The sequence below is a fragment of the Enterobacter cloacae complex sp. 6730903 genome (assembly GCF_048283985.1).
GTDB lineage: Bacteria > Pseudomonadota > Gammaproteobacteria > Enterobacterales > Enterobacteriaceae > Enterobacter > Enterobacter hormaechei_C.
In genome coordinates this window covers 14,336-41,100 of record NZ_JBLVXX010000007.1, presented here as the reverse complement: position 1 = coordinate 41,100, position 26,765 = coordinate 14,336, and the positions used below count along the sequence as shown (strand labels likewise).

The 26,765-nt window shown below is 55.5% G+C and carries 25 protein-coding genes, 1 pseudogene and 1 other annotated feature; of the genes and pseudogenes, 5 read left to right on the top strand and 21 right to left on the bottom strand.

Annotated features, from left to right (window positions below; genetic code table 11):
* Nucleotides 1-165: 165 nt before the first annotated feature.
* From ispH to ACNQ0W_RS05280, 6 genes and pseudogenes are all read right to left on the bottom strand, one after another.
* Nucleotides 166-1,116 carry a 4-hydroxy-3-methylbut-2-enyl diphosphate reductase gene (gene ispH / locus ACNQ0W_RS05305; protein WP_028015471.1) on the bottom strand — a complete coding sequence of 317 codons (951 nt, stop codon included), beginning with the start codon at nt 1,114-1,116 and terminating at the stop codon, nt 166-168.
* Nucleotide 1,117: 1 nt separating this feature from the next.
* Nucleotides 1,118-1,567 (bottom strand): FKBP-type peptidyl-prolyl cis-trans isomerase, encoded by a 450-nt coding sequence (gene fkpB / locus ACNQ0W_RS05300; protein ID WP_003856450.1) that lies wholly within the window; start codon nt 1,565-1,567, stop codon nt 1,118-1,120.
* Between the two features lie 116 nt (nt 1,568-1,683).
* On the bottom strand, nt 1,684-2,184 hold the full coding sequence (gene lspA / locus ACNQ0W_RS05295) for a signal peptidase II (protein ID WP_013095527.1): 501 nt from the start codon (nt 2,182-2,184) through the stop codon (nt 1,684-1,686).
* Nucleotides 2,184-5,000: an isoleucine--tRNA ligase gene (gene ileS, locus ACNQ0W_RS05290; protein WP_062932378.1), complete on the bottom strand. Its 2,817-nt coding sequence runs from the start codon at nt 4,998-5,000 to the stop codon at nt 2,184-2,186. The genes lspA and ileS overlap by 1 nt, the downstream gene beginning before the upstream one ends.
* A 45-nt stretch (nt 5,001-5,045) precedes the next feature.
* Nucleotides 5,046-5,972, bottom strand: a complete 927-nt coding sequence (gene ribF / locus ACNQ0W_RS05285; protein WP_003856456.1) for a bifunctional riboflavin kinase/FAD synthetase — start codon at nt 5,970-5,972, stop codon at nt 5,046-5,048.
* Between the two features lie 7 nt (nt 5,973-5,979).
* Nucleotides 5,980-6,185: pseudogene (locus ACNQ0W_RS05280) on the bottom strand (DUF2575 domain-containing protein); the annotation flags it as partial.
* A 115-nt stretch (nt 6,186-6,300) separates the two neighbouring features.
* Between ACNQ0W_RS05280 and rpsT the strand changes: the two are divergent.
* Complete coding sequence (gene rpsT, locus ACNQ0W_RS05275; RefSeq protein ID WP_003856458.1) at nt 6,301-6,564, top strand: 30S ribosomal protein S20; 264 nt, start codon at nt 6,301-6,303, stop codon at nt 6,562-6,564.
* A 58-nt stretch (nt 6,565-6,622) separates the two neighbouring features.
* Here rpsT and nhaR read toward each other — a convergent pair whose 3' ends face one another.
* The 4 genes from nhaR to dnaK form a co-directional block, all read right to left on the bottom strand.
* Nucleotides 6,623-7,522, bottom strand: coding sequence for a transcriptional activator NhaR (gene nhaR, locus ACNQ0W_RS05270; protein WP_003856462.1), 900 nt, complete (start codon nt 7,520-7,522; stop codon nt 6,623-6,625).
* A gap of 59 nt (nt 7,523-7,581) precedes the next feature.
* A complete protein-coding gene (nhaA, locus tag ACNQ0W_RS05265) occupies nt 7,582-8,757 on the bottom strand; it encodes a Na+/H+ antiporter NhaA (protein WP_062932379.1) in 1,176 nt (391 codons plus the stop codon).
* Between the two features lie 173 nt (nt 8,758-8,930).
* The gene (dnaJ, locus tag ACNQ0W_RS05260) at nt 8,931-10,076 is read right to left on the bottom strand and encodes a molecular chaperone DnaJ (protein ID WP_008502040.1); all 1,146 of its coding nucleotides are present in this window, start codon (nt 10,074-10,076) and stop codon (nt 8,931-8,933) included.
* Nucleotides 10,077-10,163: 87 nt separating this feature from the next.
* On the bottom strand, nt 10,164-12,077 hold the full coding sequence (dnaK, locus tag ACNQ0W_RS05255) for a molecular chaperone DnaK (RefSeq protein ID WP_006810169.1): 1,914 nt from the start codon (nt 12,075-12,077) through the stop codon (nt 10,164-10,166).
* 295 nt (nt 12,078-12,372) lie between these two features.
* On the opposite strand from dnaK, the gene satP reads away from it, so the two are divergent.
* Nucleotides 12,373-12,939, top strand: coding sequence for an acetate uptake transporter (gene satP / locus ACNQ0W_RS05250; protein WP_003856474.1), 567 nt, complete (start codon nt 12,373-12,375; stop codon nt 12,937-12,939).
* Here the strand turns inward: satP and ACNQ0W_RS05245 are convergent.
* The 3 genes from ACNQ0W_RS05245 to tal form a co-directional block, all read right to left on the bottom strand.
* Nucleotides 12,916-14,238 carry an MFS transporter gene (locus tag ACNQ0W_RS05245; RefSeq protein ID WP_417933173.1) on the bottom strand — a complete coding sequence of 441 codons (1,323 nt, stop codon included), beginning with the start codon at nt 14,236-14,238 and terminating at the stop codon, nt 12,916-12,918. The two genes, satP and ACNQ0W_RS05245, sit on opposite strands and share 24 nt — an antisense overlap.
* A gap of 122 nt (nt 14,239-14,360) precedes the next feature.
* Nucleotides 14,361-14,948: a molybdopterin adenylyltransferase gene (gene mog, locus ACNQ0W_RS05240; protein ID WP_047052506.1), complete on the bottom strand. Its 588-nt coding sequence runs from the start codon at nt 14,946-14,948 to the stop codon at nt 14,361-14,363.
* A 110-nt stretch (nt 14,949-15,058) separates the two neighbouring features.
* The gene (gene tal, locus ACNQ0W_RS05235; protein ID WP_003856481.1) at nt 15,059-16,012 is read right to left on the bottom strand and encodes a transaldolase; all 954 of its coding nucleotides are present in this window, start codon (nt 16,010-16,012) and stop codon (nt 15,059-15,061) included.
* Nucleotides 16,013-16,274: 262 nt separating this feature from the next.
* On the opposite strand from tal, the gene ACNQ0W_RS05230 reads away from it, so the two are divergent.
* Nucleotides 16,275-17,708: an alanine/glycine:cation symporter family protein gene (locus tag ACNQ0W_RS05230; protein WP_062932381.1), complete on the top strand. Its 1,434-nt coding sequence runs from the start codon at nt 16,275-16,277 to the stop codon at nt 17,706-17,708.
* Between the two features lie 66 nt (nt 17,709-17,774).
* The gene (gene yaaA, locus ACNQ0W_RS05225; RefSeq protein ID WP_022650381.1) at nt 17,775-18,548 is read left to right on the top strand and encodes a peroxide stress protein YaaA; all 774 of its coding nucleotides are present in this window, start codon (nt 17,775-17,777) and stop codon (nt 18,546-18,548) included.
* A gap of 31 nt (nt 18,549-18,579) precedes the next feature.
* Here yaaA and ACNQ0W_RS05220 read toward each other — a convergent pair whose 3' ends face one another.
* The 7 genes from ACNQ0W_RS05220 to yjjY all read right to left on the bottom strand — a co-directional run bounded on the left by ACNQ0W_RS05220 (nt 18,580) and on the right by yjjY (nt 25,384).
* The gene (locus ACNQ0W_RS05220; protein ID WP_062932382.1) at nt 18,580-18,867 is read right to left on the bottom strand and encodes a DUF2502 domain-containing protein; all 288 of its coding nucleotides are present in this window, start codon (nt 18,865-18,867) and stop codon (nt 18,580-18,582) included.
* 246 nt (nt 18,868-19,113) lie between these two features.
* Complete coding sequence (gene thrC, locus ACNQ0W_RS05215; protein WP_047727834.1) at nt 19,114-20,400, bottom strand: threonine synthase; 1,287 nt, start codon at nt 20,398-20,400, stop codon at nt 19,114-19,116.
* 3 nt (nt 20,401-20,403) lie between these two features.
* A complete protein-coding gene (gene thrB, locus ACNQ0W_RS05210) occupies nt 20,404-21,333 on the bottom strand; it encodes a homoserine kinase (RefSeq protein ID WP_022650380.1) in 930 nt (309 codons plus the stop codon).
* A gap of 1 nt (nt 21,334) precedes the next feature.
* The gene (gene thrA, locus ACNQ0W_RS05205) at nt 21,335-23,797 is read right to left on the bottom strand and encodes a bifunctional aspartate kinase/homoserine dehydrogenase I (RefSeq protein ID WP_062932383.1); all 2,463 of its coding nucleotides are present in this window, start codon (nt 23,795-23,797) and stop codon (nt 21,335-21,337) included.
* 24 nt (nt 23,798-23,821) lie between these two features.
* Nucleotides 23,822-23,939 (bottom strand) — a sequence feature (Thr leader region).
* Nucleotides 23,878-23,946: a thr operon leader peptide gene (gene thrL, locus ACNQ0W_RS05200; RefSeq protein WP_015572623.1), complete on the bottom strand. Its 69-nt coding sequence runs from the start codon at nt 23,944-23,946 to the stop codon at nt 23,878-23,880. (Overlaps the previous feature by 62 nt.)
* Nucleotides 23,947-24,157: 211 nt before the next feature.
* Complete coding sequence (locus ACNQ0W_RS05195) at nt 24,158-24,844, bottom strand: tRNA/rRNA methyltransferase (protein WP_062932384.1); 687 nt, start codon at nt 24,842-24,844, stop codon at nt 24,158-24,160.
* Between the two features lie 399 nt (nt 24,845-25,243).
* Entirely contained in the window at nt 25,244-25,384 is a 141-nt protein-coding gene (yjjY, locus tag ACNQ0W_RS05190; protein ID WP_001541509.1) for a protein YjjY, read from the bottom strand.
* Between the two features lie 95 nt (nt 25,385-25,479).
* On the opposite strand from yjjY, the gene arcA reads away from it, so the two are divergent.
* Nucleotides 25,480-26,196, top strand: coding sequence for a two-component system response regulator ArcA (arcA, locus tag ACNQ0W_RS05185; RefSeq protein ID WP_003856501.1), 717 nt, complete (start codon nt 25,480-25,482; stop codon nt 26,194-26,196).
* Nucleotides 26,197-26,244: 48 nt separating this feature from the next.
* On the opposite strand, the gene creA is transcribed toward arcA, so the two are convergent.
* Nucleotides 26,245-26,715 (bottom strand): protein CreA, encoded by a 471-nt coding sequence (creA, locus tag ACNQ0W_RS05180; protein ID WP_003856503.1) that lies wholly within the window; start codon nt 26,713-26,715, stop codon nt 26,245-26,247.
* Between the last annotated feature and the right edge of the window lie 50 nt (nt 26,716-26,765).

Sequence of the window (26,765 nt, the reverse complement as noted above, 5' to 3'; positions counted from 1 at the left end):
ATTAACCAGCCTTGGCAAAGCCTGCCAACTGAAAACACCGATAATTAGAATTTAACGTGAAACCGACTTAAATATCAGTAAAAGACATGATTTTGTCGTCACGATAAAGTTTGGGGCAAAAAAAAGGCCAGCACAGGAGGTGCTGGCCTTTCATCAGATAAAGAACTATTCCACTTCTCGCGCGTCAATACGCAGCTCTTTCGGCACTTCGAAGACAATGTTCTCTTCACGGCCTTCCAGCGGCACCGCTTCGCCACCGCCCAGCTCTTGCAGACGGGCAATGACGTTCTGCACCAGAATATCCGGCGCTGAAGCGCCTGCGGTAACACCGACGCAGGCCGCGTTTTTCACCCACGCTTCCTGAATGTCCGTTGCGTCGTCGATCAGAAACGCCGCTTTCCCCATACGCTGCGCCAGTTCGGCCAGACGGTTGGAGTTAGAGGAGTTTTTCGAGCCGACCACCAGCACTACGTCCGCCTGTTCAGCCAGCGCGCGCACGGCTTCCTGACGATTGGTGGTTGCGTAGCAGATATCATCTTTGCGCGGCCCGACGATTTTCGGGAAGCGCTGACGCAGAGCGTCAATCACGTCTGAGGTGTCGTCCACGGAAAGCGTCGTCTGGGTCATAAACGACAGACGCGCTTCGTTTTTCACGTTCAGCGTCAGGACGTCTTCCGGTGACTCAACCAGATACATCCCCCCTTCCGGGTTGCTGTACTGGCCCATGGTGCCTTCCACTTCCGGGTGGCCGGCGTGACCAATCAGAATTGACTCTTCACCACGACGGCTGGCGCGCGCCACTTCCATATGCACCTTAGTCACTAACGGACAGGTGGCATCGAATACGGTCAGATCGCGGCTTTTCGCCTCGTTGCGTACCGCCTGAGAGACGCCGTGCGCGGAGAAGATGAGGATTGCGCCGTCCGGCACTTCGCTGATCTGCTCGATAAAAATCGCACCGCGCTCGCGCAGGCTGTCGACCACGTAGCGGTTGTGCACCACTTCGTGACGCACATAAATCGGCGCGCCGTAAATCTCCAGCGCGTTTTCAACAATGCTGATAGCGCGGTCTACACCGGCGCAAAAACCGCGCGGGTTAGCCAACAGGATCTGCATTTCAGGCCTCCAGCGCCGGATCGATCTCCAGCACTTCTACATCAAAATGAACGGTACGCCCGGCAAGCGGATGGTTGAAGTCAACGGTAATGGAGTCACCGTTGATTTCGCGGATCACGCCAGGCATTTCGCTGCCGTCCATAGCGGTAAAGAGCATAATCGCCCCGATTTCCGGTTCACCCGCATCCATAAACTCACGGCGCGAGAAGTACTGGATCAGATCCGGGCTTGGCACACCGAATGCCGCATCCGGCTCCAGTGAGAACGCTTTTTTCTCACCCTCTTTCAGACCGAGAAGCTGCTGTTCGAGGCCTTCAGACAGGGAGGTATCGCCCAGACGAAACAGCGCCGGTTTGCCATTGTTGCGGGTGGATTCGGCCGTGGAGCCGTCATCCAGCTTCAGCGTGAAATGAACGAGAACCGCGCTGTTGCTCTGTACGGATTTAGACATGCAAATTGCTCGCTTGTTTTGGGTCACCTGTTGCTCGGTGGCGCTACGCTTACCGGGCCAACGGGGGCCACAAATTCTGTAGGCCGGGATCGCTACGCATCACCCGGCTGGTTTTGTTACGCCTGCTCTTTCGCAGCCGGTTTAGGCAAGAAGCCTTCCAGCACGATTAACGCCGCACCGATGCAAATGGCGCTATCGGCGAGGTTAAAGGTCGCGAAGTGCCAGTCGCCGACGTAGAAGTCGATCATATCGACCACAAAGCCGTGCCACAGGCGGTCAAACAGGTTGCCCAGCGCGCCGCCAATGATCAGCGCGTAGGCGATGTTATTCAGCTTTTGCGTGGCCTTCGAGCGGTACATCAGCACCGCCAGCACGACGCAGATACCGATAGCGATACCCGCGAAGAACCAGCGCTGCCAGCCACCGCTGTCGGCAAGGAAACTAAACGCCGCACCATAGTTGCGGGCATAGTGCAGGTTAAGCGACGGGAACAGCGGGACCGTATCCCCCAGAGCGAAATTCTGGAGGATCAGGAACTTGCTGCCCAAATCAATAATCAGCACCACTACCACCAGCCACAGCCAGCGCAGTCCTGTTGAACAGAGAGTTTTACTCATCAGGCAAACTTACGTTTTTCGCCGTCACCGGCGACGTTGCTTACACAGCGTCCGCAGATGTCTGCGTGTTCCGCCACCTGACCGACATCGGTAGTGTAATGCCAGCAACGCGGGCATTTTTCACCGTCGGCTTTGCTCAGTGCGACCTTCAGTCCTTTGAGCAGTTCGCTCTGCTGAGCATCAGCAGACGCCTCGGCATAATCCGCAACTTTCGCACCGGAGGTCAACAGGACAAATCGTAATTCATCGCCCAGCGCGGTCAGTTTGGCCGCCAGCTCCGGTTCGGCGTACAGGGTCACCGTCGCTTCCAGAGAGCCACCGACTTTCTTGTCAGCGCGCGCCTGCTCGATAACCTTGTTCACTTCGCCACGCACTTTCAGCAGCTCGTCCCAGTAGGCATCGTTCATCGCTTCGGTGCTGGAGAGATCGAACAGACCTTCGTACCACTCGCCGGTGAAGACATACTTCTCGCGGTCGCCCGGCAGGTAACCCCAGATTTCATCCGCAGTGAAGGACATGATCGGCGCCATCCAGCGCACCAGCGCCTCTGCGATGTGGAACAGCGCAGTCTGGCAGCTACGACGCGCCACGCTGTCCGCTTTCGCGGTGTACTGGCGGTCTTTGATGATGTCGAGGTAGAACGAGCCCATCTCGATGGAGCAGAAGCGCATCAGGCGCTGCACCACTTCGTGGAAGTCGTAAGATTCGTACGCTTTAACAATGTCTTCCTGCGCCGCTTTCGCGCAGCCCACCGCCCAGCGATCGAGCACGACCATCTCTTCCGGCTTCACCATGTCTTTTACCGGATCAAACCCGTTCAGGTTCGCCAGCAGGAAGCGCGCGGTGTTACGGATACGACGATAGCTGTCGGCAGCACGTTTCAGGATCTCATCAGACACCGCCATTTCGCCGGTGTAGTCGGTAGATGCTACCCACAGGCGCAGGATGTCCGCGCCCAGTTTGTTCATCACGTCCTGCGGAGAAACGGTGTTACCGATAGATTTGGACATCTTACGGCCCTGGCCATCCACGGTGAAGCCGTGGGTCAGTACCTGACGGTAAGGTGCTTTACCCTTCATGGCGGTGGAGATCATCAGGGATGACATGAACCAGCCGCGGTGTTGGTCGGAGCCTTCCAGATACATGTCGGCAGCGTGACCGGCGAACTCAGGGCGCACGTCAACGACAGAGGCGTGAGTTGAACCGGAGTCGAACCACACGTCCAGGGTATCTGGCACTTTCTCGTAGTTGTCCGCGTCCGCGCCCAGGATGTCGCGGGCGTCGAGATCCCACCACGCCTGAATGCCGTCAACTTCGACGCGCTTCGCCACTTCTTCCATCAGTTCCAGCGTATTCGGGTGCAGCTCCTGCGTCTCTTTATGCACGAACAGCGACATCGGCACGCCCCAGGTGCGCTGACGGGAGATACACCAGTCAGGACGGTTAGCCACCATGGATTCGATACGCGCCTGGCCCCAGTCCGGGATCCACTGCACGCCTTTGATCTCTTTCAGAGACTGCTCGCGCAGGCCTTTCTGGTCCATGCTGACGAACCACTGCGGGGTCGCACGGAAGATGATCGGCGACTTGTGACGCCAGCAGCACGGGTAGCTGTGTTGCATTTTCTCAACGTGCAGCAGCGCGCCGCTGGTGCGCAGCATGTCAACGATGATGTCGTTGGCTTTAAAGACGTTAATACCGTCCAGCGCCGGGTAGGTGCCAGGCAGGTAAGAGCCATCCGGACCGACCGGGTTGGCGATTTCCAGACCGTATTTCAGGCTGATGTTGTAGTCGTCAGGACCGTGGCCACCGGCGGTATGCACCGCACCAGTACCTGCGTCCAGCGTGACGTGGTCGCCCAGGATCGCCGGAACGTCGAAGTCCAGGAACGGGTGTTTGAAACGCATCAGTTCCAGCGCGTCGCCTTTAACGGTGCCCAGCACGGTGTAATCAGTGATGTTCGCGCGTTTCAGCACGCTTTCGACCAGGTCTTTCGCCAGGATAACCGCACGGCCATCAATCTGCACCAGCGCATACTCAAACTCGCCAGAGAGGGAGATCGCGCGGTTAGCAGGCAGCGTCCACGGGGTGGTGGTCCAGATAACCAGCGAGACTGGACCGCTTACGCCAGGCAGACCAAATTTAGCTTTAATCGCATCCTGATCGACCGCTTCGAACGCCACATCGATAGAAGGCGAGGTTTTGTCGTAATACTCAACTTCCGCTTCTGCCAGCGCAGAACGGCAGTCGACGCACCAGTGCACCGGCTTAGCGCCTTTGTGCAGGTGACCGTTGCCGATGATTTTACCCAGCGCACGGATGATGTTGGCTTCGGTTTTGAAGTCCATGGTCAGGTACGGATGCGACCAGTCGCCCAGCACGCCCAGACGGATAAAGTCAGCGCGCTGACCGTCAACCTGGGTGGCAGCGTATTCGCGGCATTTCGCGCGGAATTCTGCGGCGGTGAACTTCTCACCCGGCTTACCATACTCTTGCTCAACTTTCAGCTCGATTGGCAGACCATGGCAGTCCCAGCCCGGAACGTAAGGCGAGTCATATCCCGCGAGTCCTTTGGACTTCACGATAATGTCTTTCAGAATCTTGTTTACAGAGTGACCAATATGAATGCTGCCATTCGCATATGGAGGGCCATCATGCAGAATGAAGGTTTTTTTGCCTTTTTTGGCTGCACGAATGATGCCGTACAGGTCATCATCGGTCCAACGCGCCAGCATTCCCGGTTCACGCTTGGCGAGATCGCCGCGCATCGGGAACCCTGTTTCCGGCAAATTCAGGGTTGATTTATAGTCACTCATCAGATTCTCGGTTCCGTATTTATCACGTAGGCAGTTAAGCCGGTTCTAAAGCCCAAAAAACTCGCGGGCCGTTAATTCATCTCGCGCGATTTGCGCCTTAAGTTCATCCAGCGAAGCGAATCGCTGTTCATTGCGTATTTTTTTACGCAGTATCACATCTATATGGCGACCGTAGAGGTCCATTACAACGTCCAGCAGGTGTACTTCTAACTGTTGACGCACACCGGCAACTGTTGGACGTGTGCCAATGTTGGCGACGCCGTAGAAAGGCTTCTCGCCCAGTCCTGCCACTTCCACCGCATAGACCCCTTTAACCGGGGAGACCTGACGACGCAGCGGTATATTCGCCGTCGGGAAACCTATCGTGCGGCCCAGCGCATCGCCATGGACCACGCGACCTGAAATTGTGAACGGGTGACCCAGCAGCGTTTCTGCCGTGTCCAGTTCATCGTTCGCCAGCGCCTGACGTACCGCGGTGCTGCTGACGCGCACGCCGCCCTCACAGAAGGTCATCGTGCTGGTGACGTCAAACCCGTACTCCAGGCCAGCCTTCTGTAATAACAAGAAATCGCCCTGACGACCAGCGCCAAAGCGGAAATCATCGCCCACGGCGAGAAACTGCACGCCAAGCTGCCTGACCAACAGGTCGCTGACAAAATTTTGTGCGGTCAGCGCGGCAAAACGACGGTCGAACCGTACGCACAGAACGTAGTCCACCCCTGACTCCGCCAGGTAGCGTAACTTCTCGCGCAGACGCGTCAGCCGAGCGGGGGATTTCTCGCCTGCAAACAGCTCCAGCGGCTGAGGCTCGAAAATCATCACCACGACGGGCAGGCCTCGCGCCTCGCCTTCTTTACGCAATCCCTGCAACAGCGCCTGATGCCCACGATGCACGCCGTCGAAATTACCAATGGTCAGCACGCACCCGTGCGGGGCTTGACTGAGATTATGTATGCCGCGTATCAGCTTCATGACTGGCTCAAAACAGTGAAAATCGCCAAAGTATACCTTGTACAGCGGTTAAGGTTAACCGGCGATTGTTCACGCTAAACAGAAAGCCGTATGATTTCATCACGCTGACCTTTCACAGCAAAAAAATCTGCCCGCGAACTGCGATTTTTACGCCGAAAAGCTGTATTCACGAACGACAAGCTGGTAGAATCCTGCGCCATCACTACGTAACGTAGCGTCGCCACATTAACGGCGCTTATTTGCACAAATCCATTGACAAAAGAAGGTATAGAGGGCATATTCCTCGGCCTTTGAATTGTCCACATAGATCATATTTGGGAGTTGGACCTTGGCTAATATCAAATCAGCTAAGAAACGTGCCGTTCAGTCTGAAAAGGCTCGTAAGCACAATGCAAGCCGTCGCTCTATGATGCGTACTTTCATCAAGAAAGTATACGCAGCAATCGAAGCTGGCGACAAAGCTGCAGCGCAGAACGCATTTAACGAAATGCAACCAATCGTGGATCGTCAGGCTGCTAAAGGTCTGATCCACAAAAACAAAGCAGCGCGTCATAAAGCAAACCTGACCGCGCAGATCAACAAACTGGCTTAATCGCCACTTGTTGTTGCTTGTTTGAAAGAACCCGCTTAACGCGGGTTTTTTTATGTCTTCAGATTGCTGGCGGCGTAAACAGCGCCGAGTAGTCGCGGTTGCAGATTCGCTGCACCGCCGGATGCTGAATCATCCTTTCGGCGAATATGGCGTGATACTCTTCCATCACGTTATCCACCCTGCCAATCTCGGTAATCTTGTCGTCTGAATAGAGATCGTGCGCATACAGCGTCGGGGCAACGAAGATAGCGTTGTGCGCCTCGCCAAAGGCTTTCATCAGCGCCGCATCGTCGAACTCACCGAGAATTTCTACGTTCAGCCCCTGCGAGTTAAACCAGTTCAGCAGCTTACGTCCGAGCATGGATCGTCTCCCCGGAACCAGCAAGCGGCGCTCTTCCAGACAGGCCGGAAACGGTTTTTCCGGCGGCGGATTGATGCACCAGAAACTGACGCCGCATTCGCCAATTTTCACCGAGAACAAGCCTTCCTGCTGCGTGGAGTCGATTGGGCAGTCCGAGATAATCATATCCAGCTTATGCTGGCTCAGCTGTTCCAGCAGCATCTCGTGGGTGGACTCAAAGCAGCGCAGATGAATTTGCTCATCCTCAACGACGGCGGCATCCAGCACGCCGCTTACCAGCCGTTTCGACAACGCATCCGCCACGCCCACGTCAAAGAGGAGGTTAGACTCTTTGCGATAGTTAACGATATCCAGCATCTCCTGGCTCAGGGTGAACATCTTGTCCGCATAGCGGAACACCAGCTCACCCAGCTCGCTCGGCTCAATGCCACGCCCTTTCCGCTTAAAAAGCTTTCCCTGCAAGCGCTCTTCCAGGGCTTTGATTTGCCCGGTAATAGTCTGTGGCGTCAGGTAAAGCGCTTCTGCCGCCCCCACGACCGAGCCCTGTTTATAAACGTGCCAGAAGTAATAAAGATGGTTGTAATTCAAATGAGACATCGCGTGTTCTCTCCCTGAGTGTGTATCGGGAGAAGGAGCCCCCTCCTCCCGGTTTTCCGTTATGCCTGGACAGCCTGTCCGGATAATTTCACCTTCAACAAGGTATAACCAATGACTGCGGCCAGTAATGACCCGATGAGAATGCCGAGTTTTGCCCAGACGATAAGCTCAGGCGCGTTTGCGCCAAACGCCAGCGTCGAGATAAAGATCGACATGGTGAATCCAATACCGCACAGCACGCCGACGGCCATAATCTGGCTAAAGGTGGTCCCGTTTGGCAATGACGCCAGCTTCAGCTTCAGCGCCAGCCAGCAGAACAGGCTGATGCCCAGCGGCTTACCGATAAACAGACCGGCGATGATACCCAGCGGCAGCACGGAGGTGAGTCCGTCCAGGGTAACCCCGGCCAGGGAAACACCCGCGTTGGCAAACGCAAACAGCGGCAGGATCATAAAGCCCACCCACGGATGAAGCACATGCTCCAGCTGTCTGGCAGGCGATTTGCCGTCCTGCTCCTTCAGCGGAATAAAGAAGCCAACGATGACGCCCGCCAGCGTGGCATGCACGCCAGACTTCAGCACCGCCGTCCACAGTACCATGCCCACCAGAATATAAATCCCCGTGCGTCGGACGTTGAAGACGTTCAGCAACGCCAGCACCGCAATAGCCACGGCCGCCACGCTCAGCGACAGAACCGACAGATCGCTGGTGTAGAACAGCGCGATAATCACGATAGCGCCCAGGTCATCGATAATCGCCAGCGCCATCAGGAAAATTTTCAGTGCTACCGGGACGCGGCTACCGAGCAAGGCTAAGACCCCGAGCGCAAACGCGATATCCGTTGCGGCCGGGATCGCCCAGCCGCCACGCGCAACCGGATCCTGCCACGCAAACGCGAGAAAGAGCAACGCCGGAACGATCATCCCGCCAATCGCCGCGATCACCGGAAACGCCGCGCGCTGACGGCTGGCAAGCGAACCGATCACCAGCTCACGTTTAACCTCCAGGCCCACCAGCAGGAAGAACACCGCCATCAGCGCATCGTTGATCCACAGCAGCATGTTCTTGTTAATTTCCAGCGCCCCGACCTTCAGCTCGACGGGCGTTTCCAGAAATGCGTGATAGAGATCGCGCGTCATGCCCATATTGGCGAGCAGCATGGCGGCCGCAGCAGCAATAATCAGGATGACGCCGCCGGATGCCTCACTGCTAAAGAAACGGTGTAGTAATTTCACGTTTAAACTCTCTTTTACAACAATACCTCGGTAAAACCATAATATCAGCGCAAACAGATCGGTAAAAACAGATTAATATTGGTTATAGATTCAGTTTAACCGAGGTATAACGCTATAAAGCAAAAAGCCCGGAATCGCTTCCGGGCTTTAAAGGATAGTAACCAGCTGGCGGGTTAGCGGGTTAAATCGTCGAAGAATTTTTTGACGCCATCGAAGAAGCTTTTGGAGCGCGGGCTGTTTTTCTCACCCGTCGGGCCGCCAAAGCTTTCCTGAAGCTCTTTCAGCAGCTGTTTCTGCTTATCGTTCAGGCCGACCGGCGTTTCCACGACCACGCGGCATAACAGGTCACCCTGCGCGCCACCGCGAACGGATTTAACGCCTTTGCCGCGCATGCGGAACAGCTTGCCGGTCTGGGTTTCGCCAGGGATTTTCAGGTTAACGCGACCGTCCAGCGTCGGCACTTCGATTTCGCCGCCCAGCGCCGCCATCGCAAAGTTGATCGGCACTTCACAGTACAGGTTGTTACCTTCACGCTCGAAGATGGCGTGCTGCTTCACCTGAACCTGAACGTACAGATCGCCTGCCGGTGCGCCGTGCTCGCCGGCTTCACCCTCACCTGCCAGACGGATGCGGTCGCCCGTATCCACGCCTGCCGGGATCTTAACGGACAGCGTTTTGGTTTTCTCCACGCGACCGTGACCGTGACATTTGGTGCACGGATCTTTAATCAGCGTACCGCGACCATGACAGTGCGGACAGGCCTGCTGCACCGCGAAGAAGCCCTGGCGCATCTGCACCTGACCGGAACCGTGACAGGTTGGGCAGGTCTGTGGCTGAGTCCCCGCTTTCGCGCCGCTGCCGTGGCAAACGTCACACTCTTCCAGCGTCGGGATACGGATCTCTTTGGTTACGCCACGAACCGCTTCTTCCAGCGTCAGGTCCATGTTGTAGCGCAGGTCTGCGCCGCGCGCCGCGCGCTGACGACCACGCCCGCCGCCGAAGATATCGCCAAATACATCACCAAAGATATCGCTGAAATCAGCGCCGCCGCCGAAGCCGCCGCCACCAAATCCACCGCCGCCCATGCCGCCCTGTTCAAAGGCCGCGTGACCATACTGATCATAGGCCGCACGTTTTTGTGCATCGGTCAGGACTTCGTAGGCTTCTTTAATCTCTTTAAATTTGGCTTCAGCCTCTTTGTCACCCTGATTACGGTCAGGGTGGAATTTCATGGCCAGGCGCTTATACGCCTTTTTGATTTCACGCTCTTCCGCAGTTTTCGGAACGCCTAAAATCTCGTAATAGTCTTGCTTTGCCATTGGTTTTTTTAAGCCCCTTAACATGCGAGCACGGGCGTGGAGAATTCTCCTACGCCCGTGCCGATTACTTACCCTGCATCAGGGCGATTATTTTTTGTCTTTCACTTCTTCGAACTCAGCGTCGACAACATCGTCGTCTTTCGCGTTGTTCTGGGAAGCATCAGCGCCCGCCTGCTGCTGTGCGTGCTGCTGCTGAGCGATTTCCATCAGCTTCTGAGAAACCTGTGCCAGCTCCTGCATCTTCGCTTCGATGTCCGCTTTGTCTTCGCCTTTCAGAGACGTTTCCAGCGCGCTCAGTGCAGTTTCGATCGCAGTTTTGTCTTCCGCTGGCAGTTTATCGCCCGCTTCTTCAACCTGCTTACGGGTGCTGTGCAGCAGATGGTCACCCTGGTTACGGGTCTGAACCAGCTCTTCGAACTTACGGTCGGATTCCGCGTTAGCTTCGGCATCACGAACCATTTTTTCGATTTCCGCTTCGTTCAGGCCAGAAGATGCCTTGATGGTGATCTTCTGCTCTTTACCGCTGTTTTTGTCTTTCGCAGACACGTGCAGGATACCGTCAGCATCGATGTCGAAGGTGACTTCGATCTGTGGCATGCCGCGTGGTGCCGGGTTAATACCGTCCAGGTTGAACTGACCCAGAGATTTGTTATCCGCCGCGCGCTTACGCTCACCCTGAATCACATGGATGGTTACCGCAGACTGGTTGTCTTCAGCGGTAGAGAACACCTGGCTGTGTTTCGTCGGGATAGTGGTGTTCTTGTTGATGAGCGGAGTCATCACGCCACCCATGGTTTCGATACCCAGAGACAGCGGGGTAACGTCCAGCAGCAGAACGTCTTTCACTTCACCGGTCAGTACACCACCCTGAACCGCAGCACCGATAGCAACCGCTTCGTCCGGGTTCACGTCTTTACGTGGCTCTTTACCAAAGAATTCAGCAACTTTCTTCTGAACCATTGGCATACGAGTCTGACCACCTACCAGGATAACGTCCTGAATGTCAGACACGGACAGGCCAGCGTCCTGCAATGCAACTTTCAGTGGCTCGATAGAACGGTTCACCAGGTCTTCTACCAGGCTTTCCAGTTTCGCACGGGTCACTTTGATGTTCATGTGTTTTGGACCGGTCGCGTCTGCGGTGATGTACGGCAGGTTCACGTCGGTCTGCTGAGCGGAAGACAGCTCGATCTTCGCTTTCTCAGCGGCTTCTTTCAGGCGCTGCATAGCCAGCGGGTCGTTACGCAGGTCAATGCCCTGATCTTTCTTGAACTCGTCAACGAGGTAGTTGATCAGACGGGTATCGAAGTCTTCACCACCCAGGTGAGTATCACCATTGGTTGCCAGAACTTCGAAGGTTTTTTCGCCGTCAACATCGTCGATTTCGATAATAGAGATATCGAAGGTACCACCACCCAGGTCGTAAACCGCGATAGTACGGTTGCCAACTTCTTTATCCAGACCGTAAGCCAGTGCTGCTGCGGTTGGTTCGTTGATGATACGTTTTACTTCCAGACCTGCGATACGGCCAGCATCTTTGGTTGCCTGACGCTGAGCATCGTTGAAGTAAGCAGGTACGGTGATAACAGCTTCAGTTACCGGTTCACCCAGGTAATCTTCCGCGGTTTTCTTCATTTTCTTCAGCACTTCAGCAGAGATCTGCGGAGGTGCCGTTTTGGTGCCTTTCACATCAAGCCATGCATCGCCGTTATCGGCTGCGATGATTTTGTAAGGCATGATGGAAACGTCACGCTGAACTTCTTCGTCCTGGAAGCGGCGGCCAATCAGGCGTTTGATCGCAAACAGGGTGTTTTGCGGGTTTGTCACTGCCTGACGTTTAGCCGGCTGACCAACCAGAGTTTCACCATCCTGGGTATAAGCAATGATAGAAGGCGTGGTGCGATCGCCCTCGGCGTTCTCCAGCACACGTGCAGTAGTGCCATCCATAATCGCTACACAAGAGTTGGTAGTACCCAGGTCGATACCAATAATTTTACCCATCTAAACGTCTCCACTAAAAATTCAGTCAACATGTGGTTGTGTACCTGTAATAAGGGCAGAACGTGCTTTTTCAACTGCCCAGATTTGATTTTTTTCAGGTCCACACACTGCGGTTGCTTACAAGATGGGGTCACAACGGCATCCATCAAGGGGGAAGGATAAAAAATTTTTTAATTTCACCCCGATGAGATCATAGACGGCGTCGATGCCGCCCATTATGATGCCGCGCCCCGTCAGGGAGAACTGGCGCGGGTTTAACCATTTCACCATATTAATGATGATTTTTTGAGGACTTATGGGCAACACTAAGTTGGCTAATCCGGCTCCGCTGGGCCTGATGGGTTTTGGCATGACCACCATTCTGCTGAACCTGCACAATATCGGGATGTTCCCGATGGACGGCATTATCCTGGCGATGGGCATTTTTTACGGCGGTATCGCACAAATCTTTGCGGGCCTGCTGGAATATAAGAAAGGCAACACCTTCGGCTTAACCGCCTTTACCTCTTACGGTTCCTTCTGGCTGACCCTGGTCGCGATTCTGCTGATGCCTAAAATGGGCCTGGCGGAGGCGGCAAACGCCCATTTCCTGGGCGTATACCTGGGACTGTGGGGCGTGTTCACCCTGTTCATGTTCTTCGGTACCCTTAAGGCGAACCGCGCGCTGCAATTCGTCTTCCTGAGCCTGACCGTCCTGTTCGCCCTGCTGGCCATCGGTCACCTGGCGGATAACGAAGGCATCGTTCACGTTGCCGGATGGGTCGGTCTGGTGTGCGGCGCAAGCGCAATCTACCTGGCGATGGGTGAAGTGCTGAACGAGCAGTTCGACCGCACCATTCTACCGATTGGTGAAAAACACTGATCCCTCTGTCGTGGCCGCGGGGGGGGGCCGCGGGGCCCCTGTCTGGCGTAGCCCCCCTCCCAAAACCACCCCCCACAGCGCTAAACCCCGCCCCGCCCACGCCGGTGCAAGGGGTGACACACCCATCAACACCGTCACCACAATCGGCGTCAGCCCACCGAAAATGGCATACGAGACGTTATAAGAGAAAGAGATCCCGGTGAAGCGTACCTCTGGCGGGAAGGCGCGGACCATCACGTACGGTACGGCGCCAACGACGCCCACGCACAGCCCGACGACACCGTACAGCAGGAACAGCTGTTCAGGATGGGAGCCCGCAAGATGATAAAATGCCCAGCTCGACGCGGCCAGCAGCAGGCTGCCGACAATAAAGGTCGCGCTGGCGCCGAAACGATCCGCCGCCAGCCCGGCGGCCAGACAGCCAAAGCAGAGCATAATTGTCGCGATACTGTTCGCCTGTAACGTCACGGCAGGCGCAAAACCGTACTGTTTTTGCAGCCAGACCGGCGACATCAAAATGACCACCACGATACCCGCAGACAGCAGCCAGGTCAGAAGCATCGACACCACTACCGCTTTTTTATGCCGCACCACCACGGTTTTCACCGGCAGTTCTTGCGCCAGCGCCTTCCGCTGCTGCATCTCCAGAAATATTGGCGTCTCCTGCAACCAGCGTCGCAGGTACATTGCCACCAGCCCGAACGCCCCGCCCAGCAGGAACGGAATGCGCCAGCCCCAGTCGTGAACGGCCTGTTGCGTCATGCTGGTATTGATGATGGTTGCAACCACGGAGCCAAGCAGGATCCCGATCGTCAGCCCTGCGGTCAGCGTTCCGCACGCAATGCCGATGCGGCGCACCGGGACGTGCTCAGCGACAAACACCCACGCGCCAGGCACTTCCCCGCCGATGGCCGCGCCCTGGAGGATACGCATCAGCAGCAGCAATAACGGGGCGATAATGCCCATCGACTCATAGGTAGGCAAAAGGCCAATCGCCAGCGTCGGCACGGCCATTAGCAGGATGCTGAGGGTAAACATCTTCTTGCGCCCAACCAGATCGCCAAAGTGCGCCATGACAATGCCGCCCAGCGGACGCGCCAGATACCCGGCAGCGAAAATGCCGAAGGTTTGCACCTGACGCAGCCATTCCGGAATATCAGCCGGGAAAAATAGCGCCCCCACGACGGCGGCGAAGAAGACAAAGATGATGAAGTCGTAAAACTCCAGCGCGCCGCCCAGGGCAGCGAGCGTGAGGGTTTTGTAGTCCTGGCGATTCAGAGGTCGGGTGTTATGTGACATAGCGAACCATTGTGCATGTGTTGTGGATTATTTTTTACAGCAATCGTAAAGAAAAAATTACTATATCGTAAATCCATTTACACGCTACTGCGGCTGGCGCTAATGTCACATTTTAATGATTTTCAGGAGATTGTTTCGCGGCGAGCGCTTTTAGGGCGAAATGCTGCTACCACGTTGCCGTCAGTTTCCACGTACGGACCGTCAAGCAGCTGTATACAATACGGTACACTTGCAAAGATACCGTGGACAATAACGCTGCCGTCTTCCGCTTTAAGCCCTTCGAGGGTCTCTTTGATCGACTTCGGCTGGCCCGGCAGATTCAGGATCAGCGCCTGTTTGCGGATCACCCCTACCTGACGGGAAAGAATGGCCGTCGGGACAAAGTGTAGACTGATCTGGCGCATCTGTTCACCGAAGCCCGGCATTTCACGATCGGCAATAGCCAGCGTCGCGTCCGGCGTCACATCGCGGCGCGCGGGGCCGGTTCCGCCCGTCGTCAGCACAAGGTGGCAGCTCATCTCATCCACCAGTTCACACAGGGTTTGCTCGATGATCGGCTGCTCGTCCGGGATCAGGCGAGTCTGGATCTCAAACGGGGTAGTGAGCGCGCTGCCCAGCCACGCTTCCAGAGCAGGGATGCCTTTATCCTGATAAACACCGCTGGAGGCGCGGTCAGAAATCGACACTAAGCCGATGCGTAAGGTATTCATATCCATTCCATTCAAAAAGTACTGATTAAAGGGAATGATACACGCAGAGAGAAAATTCAGACAGAGGCGGGGGAAAGACGCGTGACCGGGAACCCGGTCACGCAGAATGATTACAGCAGGTCGCCGATCATTTTTTCCAGTTTTTCCTGGTCGATAGCAAACTTACGGATACCGTCCGCCAGTTTATCTACCGCCATTGGATCCTGGTTGTGCTGCCACAGGAACTCGGACTCGGTGATGCGCTCAGGGCGTGCTTTCACTTCGCCGGTGTAGGACAGTTTACGCTCGATAGCACCTTCGCTTTCTGCCAGCTCTTTCAGCAGCGCAGGAGCGATGGTCAGGCGGTCACAGCCAGCCAGCTCGATGATTTCGCCGACGTTACGGAAGCTTGCGCCCATAACAACGGTCTCATAGCCGTGCTGTTTGTAGTATTCGTAGATTTCAGTCACAGAAATCACGCCTGGATCTTCAGACGCCGCGTACTCTTTCTTGTCGGTGTTGGCTTTGTACCAGTCCAGAATACGGCCCACGAACGGAGAAATCAGGTATACGCCAGCTTCGGCACATGCACGTGCCTGCGCGAAGGAGAACAGCAGAGTCAGGTTACAGTTGATGCCTTCTTTTTCCAGCTGCTCAGCGGCGCGGATGCCCTGCCAGGTAGAGGCCAGTTTGATCAGGATACGGTCGTTGCTGATGCCCGCATCGTTGTACAGCTTGATCAGGCGTTTTGCTTTGGCGATAGAGGCTTCGGTGTCGTAGGACAGGCGAGCATCAACTTCGGTTGAGATACGGCCAGGAACGAGCTTCAGGATTTCCAGACCGATGTTCACTGCCAGTTTGTCAGTGGCATCCACAACCTGCTGCGCGCGGTCATTGCTCTGTGCTTTTGCCCAGGTCACCGCCTCGTCGATCAGTTTGCGATACTCAGGGATCTGCGCGGCGTTAAGGATCAGAGAAGGGTTGGTTGTGGCATCCTGCGGCTGGTACAGCTTCATTGCCGCGATATCTCCGGTGTCAGCGACGACAGTGGTGAACTGACGAAGGGAGGTCAATTTATCCGTCATGATAGTGTTTCTCTTTTAACGTGCCCTGGATAATTCACACTACCGACAGCTTGCCAGCAGCGGAAAAATGACAGGTTTACTTGTTAGGGGGATGTAACCGGTCTGCCCTGATGATAACACGAGTGAGAGGCAGCGCAACCGCAGACAGTGCGCTTAGGCAGAGTATGATAAACTCAGAATATTAACAGGCTGCTAAGTAACAGCATGCACAATCAGTGGTAGCGCTTACATATTCACTTTGGCATCAACAAGAGGGACGTTAGTGCCTGATTTCTTTTTCTTTATTAACGAAGTCCTCTGGGGTTCGATCATGATATACCTGCTTTCTGGAGCAGGTATCTGGTTTACGTGGCGCAGCGGTCTGATTCAGTTTCGCTATATCCGCAAATTTGGCAGAAGTCTGAAAAACAGCGTCACCCCACAGCCGGGCGGCCTGACCTCGTTTCAGGCGCTCTGTACCAGCCTGGCCGCACGCGTCGGCAGCGGTAACCTGGCCGGTGTCGCGCTGGCGATCGGCGCGGGCGGTCCGGGCGCGGTATTCTGGATGTGGGTGACGGCGATTATCGGTATGGCCACCTCCTTTGCTGAATGCTCGCTTGCCCAGCTCTACAAAGAAAAAGACGGCAAAGGTCAGTTTCGCGGCGGTCCCGCCTGGTATATGGCTCGCGGGCTGGGAATGCGCTGGATGGGCGTCCTGTTCTCGATCTTTTTGCTGATTGCCTATGGCCTTATTTTCAATACCGTTCAGGCAAATTCCGTCGCGCACGCGCTGCGCTTTGCCTTCAATTGTCCGGAGTGGCTGACGGGCGGCGCGCTTGCCCTTCTCACCCTGCTGACCATTGTGACCGGGCTCAAAGGGGTTGCCCGCCTGATGCAGTGGCTGGTTCCGCTGATGGCGCTGCTGTGGGTGTCCACCAGCCTGATGGTCTGCGCGATACATATTGACGAGGTGCCGAACGTTATCGTCACCATTTTCCAGAGCGCGTTCGGCTGGCGCGAAGCGGCTTCCGGCGCGCTGGGTTACACCCTTAGCCAGGCACTCACTGCGGGTTTTCAGCGGGGTATGTTCTCCAACGAAGCGGGAATGGGCTCCACGCCGAATGCCGCCGCAGCCGCCGCATCATGGCCTCCGCATCCCGCCGCGCAGGGCATTGTACAGATGATTGGCGTCTTCACAGACACCATTGTTATCTGCTCCGCCAGCGCGATGATCATGTTGCTGGCCGGTGCCGCTGAACAACCGTCCGGTAGTACGGCAGGCATTCATTGGGTACAACAGGCGCTGGTCTCCCTCGTCGGCGGCTGGGGCGCGGGCCTTGTCGCACTTGTCGTGGGACTTTTTGCCTTTAGTTCCATTGCGGTGAACTATATCTATGCCGAAAACAACCTTATCTTCCTGAAAGTCGATTCGCGTCTGGCCCGCAACGTCCTTCGCGCGGGTGTGCTGGGAATGGTTTTCGTCGGCTCCCTGCTCAGCATGCCGTTGGTCTGGCAAATAGCGGACGTCATTATGGCGCTGATGGCCATCACGAACCTGACGGCGATTTTGCTTCTTTCACCGGTTGTGGCGCTAATTGCGCGCGATTATCTGCGTCAGCGCAAGCTTGGCGTACAGCCCGTCTTTGACGCCTCACGCTATCCCGAAATCGAGTCACAAATTGCCCCTGGCACCTGGGATGATTTGCCGCGGCAATAACAGCTATCGATCAATTCAGGGCGATTTTTTGTTAAAGTCGCTCTAAATTTCCTGCAAGGACTGGATATGCTGATTCTGATTTCACCTGCCAAAACGCTCGACTACCAGAGCCCGCTCGCCACTGAGCGTTATACCCAGCCGGAATTGCTGGATTACTCGCAACAGCTGATCCACGAGGCGCGTAAGCTTTCGGCTCCGCAAATCGCTTCGCTGATGAGCATCAGCGATAAACTCGCCGACCTGAACGCCACCCGTTTTCATGAGTGGCAGCCTGACTTCACGCCCGCTAACGCCCGCCAGGCGCTGTTGGCCTTTAAAGGTGACGTCTACACTGGCCTGCAAGCAGAAACGTTTAGCGAAGCCGATTTCGATTTTGCCCAGCAGCATCTGCGCATGTTATCCGGCCTGTACGGGGTGCTGCGCCCGCTGGATCTGATGCAGCCGTATCGGCTGGAGATGGGTATCCGCCTGGAAAACGCCAAAGGCAAAGATCTGTACCAGTTCTGGGGCGATGTCATTACCGACAAGCTTAACGCGGCGCTGCAAGCCCAGGGGGACAACGTGGTGATCAACCTGGCCTCCGATGAGTACTTCAAATCGGTGAAGCCGAAAAAGCTGGATGCGGACATTATCAAGCCGGTGTTCCTCGACGAGAAAAACGGCAAATTTAAAGTGATCAGCTTCTACGCCAAAAAAGCGCGCGGTCTGATGAGCCGCTTCATCATTCAAAACCGCCTGACGAAGCCAGAGCAGCTCACCGGCTTTAACAGTGAAGGGTATTTCTTCGACGAGGCATCGTCAGGAAAAAACGAGCTGGTGTTTAAGCGTCACGAGCAATAAAAGACAACCCCGCCAGCTGGCGGGGTTTGTGTTAATGGTGCTTCCGGTCCGGGCCCGGGCGGCGCTCGTCATGACGGTGATGATCGTCACGATCGCGATGTTCATCGTGCGGACGCCAGTGGTTATCGCGCCAGTCATAGTGTGCTTTCCACCAGTCATGGTCGCGCCAGCGGCCGCCATCCCAGTAGTGCCCGTTATTATCCCGATCGCCAATTTGCAGTTTTACCGCGGGCACGAGGGTGATCTCAGCTGCCTGCACCACCATGGGAGCGACCAGCATCAGTGAAAGCGCGATAAGTGCAGGTTTCAGGGTAGACATAGGTGACTCCTTATTCTTCTTGCCCAACGTGGGCCGATGTAAGGAGAGTACGTGATGGGAACGGGGGATGTTATTCTCTGCAATCCTAAACGCTAAGTGACCGCATTTATTGGGAATTTCTGCTTTTTTCCTGCTGTTTTTCTCCTTAATTTCTCCATAAAAAAGCCGGGTGGCGCAGCGCTTACCCGGCCTACATTCTGAGCCGTTGTAGGCCCGGTAAGGCGTAGCCGCCACCGGGCAACAAACTTACGCTCGGGTCATCATCAGCTTACGCAGCGCGGCAAAGTCTGCGGGCAGTTCATGAGACAGCAGCGGCAGGTCGGCGCGCTCTGCCAGCTCTTTTGGCAGCGGCAGCGTTTCCCCCAGGATCGCTTCCACGCTCTCTTTGAACTTGGCCGGATGGGCGGTGCCGAGGAACAGGCCATACTCACCCGGTTGAAGCTGATCGCGCAGGGCACGATAGGCGATCGCCGCGTGCGGCTCAGAGGTATAGCCCACCGCTTTCAGCTCGCGCATGGTGGCTTTCGTGGTTTCGTCCGTCACCGCTGCGTAACCCAGATCGCCCAGACGCCAGACCTTACGGCGGAACAGCTCTTCCACACGCGGCCAGTTGTTAGGTTGTGACACATCCATCGCATTGGAGAGCGTGGCCTGCGTCGCGTTTGGCGCCCACTTCCCGTCTTTCAGGAAGCGTGGCACGGTGTCGTTGGCGTTGGTGGCGGCGATAAAGCGCTTCACCGGCAGGCCGAGGGATTTCGCCAGCAGGCCTGCCGTCAGGTCGCCGAAGTTGCCGCTTGGCACGGAAACCACCAGCTGATTGCGCGCCTCCTGCGGCAGCTGCGCCACCGCTTCGAAGTAGTAGCAGATCTGCGCCAGCAGACGGCTGATGTTGATGGAGTTGGCAGAGTTCAGCCCCAGCGCCGCCTTCAGCTCTTCGTCATCGAAGGCCTGCTTCACCAGCGCCTGACAGGCATCGAAATCGCCGTCGATCGCCACGGTTTCAATGTTGCCCCCAAGGGTGCAGAACAATTTTTCCTGAAGCGGGCTAATTTTGCCTTTCGGATAGAGGATCACCACGCGGACGTTTTTCAGGCCGTAGAACGCATGGGCCACCGCCGCACCGGTATCGCCTGAAGTCGCGGTCAGAATGGTCACCGGTTTGTCGCCGCTGATGTGGGTCAGCATCTGCGCCATAAAGCGACCGCCGAAATCTTTGAACGCCAGCGTCGGGCCGTGGAACAGCTCCAGACAACCAACGTCAGGCTCCACCTGCTTCACCGGCGCCGGGAAAGCAAACGCCGCACGCACGCGCTCTTCGAGCAGCTCCTGCGGGATTTCGTCGCCGATAAACGCAGACAGAATTTTGGTGCTGCGGGTGACAAAGTCCTGCTTCAGCAGCTCATCGATGTCGGTCAGTTGAAATTCCGGCAGGTCGTGGGGGAAGAACAGCCCCTGATTTTTGCCCAGCCCCTGCGTTACCGCCTGCGCAAAGCTGACCTGCTCGTTATGATCTTTAAGGTTGTAGAGTTTCATTCGTTATCCCAGTACTCGTGCGCCAGCCGTGTCCAGACGGCAGATATGAACAAAGCCTTCCTGATTTTGCAGGTAGTGTTTAGAGAGCCAGTCCGCCACGCGCTGCGCGGTGTCTGGCTTGTCGCATAAGGCGAACAGCGTCGGGCCGGAGCCGGAGATGCCGCACGCCTGTGCGCCGATATCCATGGATGCCTGTCGCGCTTCGTTAAAGCCCGGCAGCAGCTTCGTGCGATACGGCTCGGCAATAACGTCTTTCATCAGCTTCGCCGCCAGCTGCGGCTGACGGGTGTAGCAGGCGTGAATAAAGCCCGCCAGATGACGGCCGTGGGCGATACAGTCCTGACGACGATACTGCGCCGGCAGGATCGCACGCGCTTCGGCGGTAGAAACTTTAATACCCGGATAGGCCAGCACCCACAGCCACTCATCAAACCCTGGCACCTGCTGGCTGATGATGCCATTTTCTTCGATCATCAGCTGCATGCCGCCGAGGAAGCACGGCGCAACGTTATCGTAATGAATGCTACCGGAGATGCGCCCTTCCAGCTCGCCCATCAGCGCCAGCAGACGGCTGTTGTTCAGCGGCTTGCCGCAGTGCTCATTCATCGCCACCAGCGCGGCGACCACCGAGCAGGCGCTCGAGCCCAGCCCCGAACCAATCGGCATGCTCTTTTCCAGCGTCATGGCGACCGGCACGTTTTTGCCGATCTCCTGACAGAAGCGTTCCCAGCACTGATAAACGATATTCTCGCGCGGTTCAGACGGCAGCTTACTGGCGAAACGGCCGATGTTATTCAGGCTGAAGCGCTCTGCCGCCTCAACCGTAACCGTATCGCCCAGCAGCGAACCGTCCACCGGCGTTACCGCCGCGCCCAGCACGTCAAATCCGACGCTCATATTGGCGCTGGAAGCCGGGGCATATACTTTAACCATCTTAAACTCCTAACTTCCATGACAGGGTACGCAGCAGATCGGCAAACACGCCTGCCGCCGTCACATCATTCCCTGCGCCATAGCCGCGAAGCACCAGCGGCAGTGGCTGATAATAATGGCTGTAGAACGCCAGGGCGTTCTCGCCGTTTTTCACCTTGTACAGCGGATCGTTGCCATCCACTTCGGCAATCTTCACCCGGCAGACGCCATCTTCTTCAATGTTGCCAACATAGCGCAATACCTTACCTTCATCACGGGCTTTCGCAACGCGTGCGGCAAAGGCGGCGTCAAGCTGCGGCAACCTGGCCATAAAGGCGCTGACGTCACCGCTGTCATCAAATTCTGCTGGCAGCACCGGCTCAATCACGATATCCGAAAGCTCCAGCTCGCGGCCGGTTTCGCGCACCAGGATCAGCAGCTTACGCGCCACGTCCATACCGGAGAGGTCGTCACGCGGATCCGGCTCGGTGTAGCCCAGCTCGCGCGCGGCGCGGGTGGCTTCCGACAAGCTCATCCCTTCGTCCAGCTTGCCGAAGATAAACGACAGGGAGCCGGAGAGGATGCCGGAGAAACGCTGTAGTTCGTCGCCCGCGTTCAGCAGGTTTTGCAGGTTCTCGATGACCGGCAGGCCCGCGCCCACGTTGGTGTCATACAGAAACTTACGGCGCGACTTACTCGCCGCCAGCCGCAGCTGGTGATAGTAATCCATCGACGAGGTGTTGGCCTTTTTGTTCGGCGTCACCACGTGGAACCCTTCGCGCAGGAAATCCGCGTACTGATCGGCCACCGCCTGGCTGGAGGTACAGTCAACGATCACCGGGTTAAGCAGGTGATATTCTTTCACCAGGCGGATCAGGCGGCCCAGGTTAAATGGCTCTTTCGCCTCTTCCAGCTCCGCCTGCCAGTTTTCCAGATTCAGACCGTGGACGTTAGTCAGCAACGCTTTCGAGTTCGCAATGCCGCAGACGCGCAGATCGATATGTTTCTTCTTAAGCCACTCCTGCTGGCGCTTTACCTGCTCCAGCAGCGCGCCACCGACGCCGCCGACGCCCACCAGGAACAGCTCAATCACCTGGTCGGTGTTGAACAGCATCTGATGCACCACGCGCACGCCGGTAGTGGCGTCATCGTTATCCACAACAACGGAAATGGAACGCTCGGATGAGCCCTGGGCAATCGCCACGATATTGATATTAGCCCGAGCCAGCGCGGCAAAGAATTTGGCGGAGATACCGCGCAGGGTGCGCATTCCATCGCCGACCACAGAGATAATCGCCAGACGCTCCTGAATCGAGAGCGGCTCCAGCAGCTCTTCTTTCAGCTCCAGGTAGAACTCTTCTTCCAGCGCGCGACGGGCGCGCAGGCAATCGCCCTGCGGGACGCAGAAGCTGATGCTGTATTCGGAAGAAGACTGCGTGATCAGCACCACGGAGATCCCGTTGCGGGACATAGCGGCAAAAACGCGTGCCGCCATGCCGACCATCCCCTTCATCCCCGGGCCGGAGACGCTGAACATCGCCATATTGTTGAGGTTAGAAATGCCTTTCACCGGCAGGTCATCTTCATCCGCGCTGGCGCCAATCAGCGTGCCCGGCGCCTGGGGGTTACCGGTGTTTTTAATCAGGCAAGGGATCTGGAACTGGGCAATCGGGGAGATGGTACGCGGGTGAAGAACTTTAGCGCCGAAGTAGGAGAGCTCCATCGCTTCCTGGTACGACATCGACTTCAGCAGCCTGGCGTCCGGTACCTGGCGCGGATCGCAGGTATAAACGCCGTCGACGTCAGTCCAGATCTCACAACAGTCTGCGCGTAAACAGGCCGCCAGCACGGCAGCGGAGTAGTCAGAGCCGTTACGCCCCAGCACCACCAGTTCACCCTTCTCGTTCCCGGCGGTGAAGCCTGCCATCAGGATCATATGGTCAGACGGGATTTTGCTCGCCGCAATACGGCGTGTCGACTCGGCAATGTCGACGGTGGATTCAAGGTAGTGGCCCACAGCCAGCAGTTTTTCAACCGGATCGATGACCGTCACGTGGTGACCGCGCGCTTCCAGCACGCCTGCCATGATGGCGATAGAGAGTTTTTCACCCCGGCAAATCAGCGCCGCGTTGATGCTGTCCGGGCATTGGCCAAGCAGGCTGATACCGTGAAGAACGTGTTTAATCTGGGCAAATTCGAGTTCAACGGTGCTTTTCAGCTGCGCCAGCGGGAAACCAGGCTGGGCGTCGGCCAGCCCCTGAAGCAGATCGGCGAAGATACGCTCGGCGTCGCTGATGTTCGGCAGTGCATCCTGACCACCGATGGTTTTTTCAATCATCGCCACCAGGTGGTTCGTGATTTTGGCCGGGGCAGAGAGCACGGTGGCAACCTGCCCCTGCCTGGCGTTGCTTTCCAGGATATCGGCAACACGCAGAAAACGTTCTGCATTTGCCACTGACGTACCGCCGAACTTCAACACTCGCATGGTTCTACCTCATTTCCTTTAGCCGAAAAAAAAGCCCGCACTGTTCAGGTGCGGGCTTTTTTCTGTTTTTCCTGTACGCGTCAGCCCGCATCGTTACCTGTGGTAATGATGATGGTTGTAGTAATGGTGGTGATGCTGATGCGTTTCATGGATGTTGTGTACTCTGTCATTATTATCTGTCTGTGCTCTATTCTTTTAGGGTTAAAGGATCGAGCCCCTTAAGTCAATGAATTTTTAATTTGATCACAATTCGGGACATTCTCACGTCCCGCTGCGGGCAGATTTATTTTCATCGGAATACCCCAGATGCAACCCCAGACATCAGCAGGATCGGCCATAATAAAAACCTATGACACTATTTTACTCGGCTAATTTTTTTTCAATATCATGAAGCAATCGGTGCAGCATTGCCGTGTCGCGCTGTTCAAGACGCCCCAGGCGCTGCTGTAACCAGTCCACCATTTTTTGATCGTCAGCGACGCCCAACTGCTCAAGAAGCTTATCTGCACGAACACGCAGTGCCGCCAGCTGGTTTTCATCCGAAACTGTCGCCGGTGGCTGAGAAATTTGTATTAAGGATGCTAATTGATAGCAATAGACCATCACCGCCTGCCCCAGATTGAGTGACGGATAATCCGCCACCATTGGCGCGCCCGTCAGCACGTCAGCCAGCGCCAGCTCTTCGTTAGTCAGCCCGGAATCTTCTCGCCCAAACACCAGCGCGGCTTTCTCCAGCCACTGGCTTTTTTCTTCCAGCATCGGCACCAGTTCAGCAGGCGTGGCGTAATAGTGAAACTTCGCCCGGCTGCGCGCGGTCGTCGCGACGGTAAACGAAATATCGTGTAGTGCGTCGGCGAGCGTAGCGTAAGTGGTTATATTATCAAGAATATCACCCGAACCGTGCGCCACCCAGCGCGCAGCAGGCTCCAGATGTGCGGTGCTGTCCACAATACGCAAATCGGTAAAACCCATAGTCTTCATGGCACGCGCCGCAGCGCCAATATTTTCAGCTCTTGCTGGCGCCACCAGCACAATCGACAGATGCATTTACGTTCTCTTTTTAATCAGTTAGCAGGTAAAAATGTGATTCAGTTCAACATATTACGCAGCACGAATTTACAATTTTGCAACACAAATCACCGAAATAGCGTTTCACAACAATTAAAAAAAGCTAAACTATTTTGTGACTGAACAATCAGTTAGAATGTTAACAGAAGTCCATTATCCTTATGTTTTGTAATGATAATGACCATATGAATACTCTTTTCGGATTGGATTCGTACCGTTTATCAATCAATGTCCGCAACTAGTTGGTTTATTGAAAAATTGTGACAAAGGCTAGCATTCAGCTACGATGATTTCATCAAACTGTTAACGTGCTACAATTGAACTTGATATATGTCAACGAAGCGTAGTTTTATTGGGTGTCCGGTGTCACTTAGCCTGTTATGTTGCTGTTAAAATGGTTAGGATGACAGCCGTTTTTGACACTGTCGGGTCCAAAGGGAAAGTACCCACGACCAAGCTAATGATGTTGTTGACGTTGATGGAAAGTGCATCAAGAACGCAATTACGTACTTTAGTCACGTTAGGCCGATCATGTTAATTTGCGACATGCATCAGGCAGGTCAGGGACTTTTGTACTTCCTGTTTCGATTTAGTTGGCAATTTAGGTAGCAAACATGCAGACCCCGCACATTCTTATCGTTGAAGACGAGTTGGTAACACGCAACACGTTAAAGAGCATTTTCGAAGCAGAAGGCTACGATGTCTTTGAAGCGACCGATGGCGCAGAGATGCATCAGATCCTTTCTGAAAATGATATCAACCTGGTGATTATGGATATCAACCTGCCGGGCAAAAACGGGCTTCTTCTGGCGCGCGAACTGCGTGAACAGGCGAACGTCGCGTTGATGTTCCTGACAGGCCGTGACAACGAGGTTGATAAAATTCTTGGTCTGGAAATCGGCGCGGATGACTACATCACCAAGCCGTTCAACCCTCGCGAGTTAACCATTCGTGCACGCAACCTGCTGTCCCGCACCATGAATCTGGGTACGGTCAGTGAAGAGCGTCGTAGCGTCGACAGCTACAAATTCAACGGCTGGGAACTTGATATCAATAGCCGTTCGCTGATTAGCCCGAACGGTGAGCAGTACAAACTGCCGCGCAGTGAATTCCGCGCGATGCTGCACTTCTGCGAGAACCCGGGCAAGATTCAGTCTCGTGCAGAACTGCTGAAGAAAATGACCGGTCGTGAGCTGAAGCCACACGATCGTACCGTTGACGTAACCATCCGTCGTATTCGTAAACATTTCGAATCTACGCCTGATACGCCGGAAATCATCGCCACGATCCATGGTGAAGGCTATCGTTTCTGCGGTGACCTCCAGGAGTAATTCTCCCGTCACGCAGTAAAAAACGGCGCTTTTGCGCCGTTTTTTTTATCAATGCCACGGCATAATCGGCACCGCGCTAATCGCGTTTTTCGGTGAGCCTTCCACGACTTTGTCCGAGTAGGCCAGATAAGCCAGGGTGTTACGCTTCGCGTCATAAAAACGGACCACCTGTAGCTTTTTGAACACCAGCGAGGTCCGTTTCTGGAATACGACATCGCCCTGCGCTTTGCCGTTTTTGATTTTGTCACTCAATTCCACCGGACCAACCTGCTGGCAGGAGATGGCCGCGTCAGACGTGTCTTCAGCCAGCCCCAGGCCGCCTTTAATCCCGCCGGTCTTCGCCCGGCTGACATAGCAGGTGACGTTTTTAACGTCCGGATCGTCAAAGGCTTCCACCACAATTTTGTGGTCCGGCCCAAACATTTTAAACACGGTATCCACGGAACCAATTTGCTCCGCCTGCGCCACGCGCCCTGCCATCAGCGCCAGTGCTGCAAAGACTAAAACCTTGTATTTCATATTGTTACCATTCATAAAAAATTACGCTGAGCGATTATTCAACAGGTTAG

Excerpts from the sequence above, each read along its gene's own strand:
- tal (WP_003856481.1), bottom strand. The coding sequence starts at position 16,012 with ATGACGGATAAATTGACCTCCCTTCGTCAGTTCACCACTGTCGTCGCT.
- ACNQ0W_RS05195 (WP_062932384.1), bottom strand. The coding sequence starts at position 24,844 with ATGCATCTGTCGATTGTGCTGGTGGCGCCAGCAAGAGCTGAAAATATT.
- ispH (WP_028015471.1), bottom strand. The coding sequence starts at position 1,116 with ATGCAGATCCTGTTGGCTAACCCGCGCGGTTTTTGCGCCGGTGTAGAC.
- satP (WP_003856474.1), top strand. The coding sequence starts at position 12,373 with ATGGGCAACACTAAGTTGGCTAATCCGGCTCCGCTGGGCCTGATGGGT.
- ribF (WP_003856456.1), bottom strand. The coding sequence starts at position 5,972 with ATGAAGCTGATACGCGGCATACATAATCTCAGTCAAGCCCCGCACGGG.
- lspA (WP_013095527.1), bottom strand. The coding sequence starts at position 2,184 with ATGAGTAAAACTCTCTGTTCAACAGGACTGCGCTGGCTGTGGCTGGTG.
- yaaA (WP_022650381.1), top strand. The coding sequence starts at position 17,775 with ATGCTGATTCTGATTTCACCTGCCAAAACGCTCGACTACCAGAGCCCG.
- mog (WP_047052506.1), bottom strand. The coding sequence starts at position 14,948 with ATGAATACCTTACGCATCGGCTTAGTGTCGATTTCTGACCGCGCCTCC.
- ACNQ0W_RS05220 (WP_062932382.1), bottom strand. The coding sequence starts at position 18,867 with ATGTCTACCCTGAAACCTGCACTTATCGCGCTTTCACTGATGCTGGTC.
- nhaR (WP_003856462.1), bottom strand. The coding sequence starts at position 7,522 with ATGTCTCATTTGAATTACAACCATCTTTATTACTTCTGGCACGTTTAT.
- ACNQ0W_RS05245 (WP_417933173.1), bottom strand. The coding sequence starts at position 14,238 with ATGTCACATAACACCCGACCTCTGAATCGCCAGGACTACAAAACCCTC.
- arcA (WP_003856501.1), top strand. The coding sequence starts at position 25,480 with ATGCAGACCCCGCACATTCTTATCGTTGAAGACGAGTTGGTAACACGC.
- thrB (WP_022650380.1), bottom strand. The coding sequence starts at position 21,333 with ATGGTTAAAGTATATGCCCCGGCTTCCAGCGCCAATATGAGCGTCGGA.
- thrC (WP_047727834.1), bottom strand. The coding sequence starts at position 20,400 with ATGAAACTCTACAACCTTAAAGATCATAACGAGCAGGTCAGCTTTGCG.
- dnaK (WP_006810169.1), bottom strand. The coding sequence starts at position 12,077 with ATGGGTAAAATTATTGGTATCGACCTGGGTACTACCAACTCTTGTGTA.
- fkpB (WP_003856450.1), bottom strand. The coding sequence starts at position 1,567 with ATGTCTAAATCCGTACAGAGCAACAGCGCGGTTCTCGTTCATTTCACG.
- ileS (WP_062932378.1), bottom strand. The coding sequence starts at position 5,000 with ATGAGTGACTATAAATCAACCCTGAATTTGCCGGAAACAGGGTTCCCG.
- dnaJ (WP_008502040.1), bottom strand. The coding sequence starts at position 10,076 with ATGGCAAAGCAAGACTATTACGAGATTTTAGGCGTTCCGAAAACTGCG.
- thrA (WP_062932383.1), bottom strand. The coding sequence starts at position 23,797 with ATGCGAGTGTTGAAGTTCGGCGGTACGTCAGTGGCAAATGCAGAACGT.
- creA (WP_003856503.1), bottom strand. The coding sequence starts at position 26,715 with ATGAAATACAAGGTTTTAGTCTTTGCAGCACTGGCGCTGATGGCAGGG.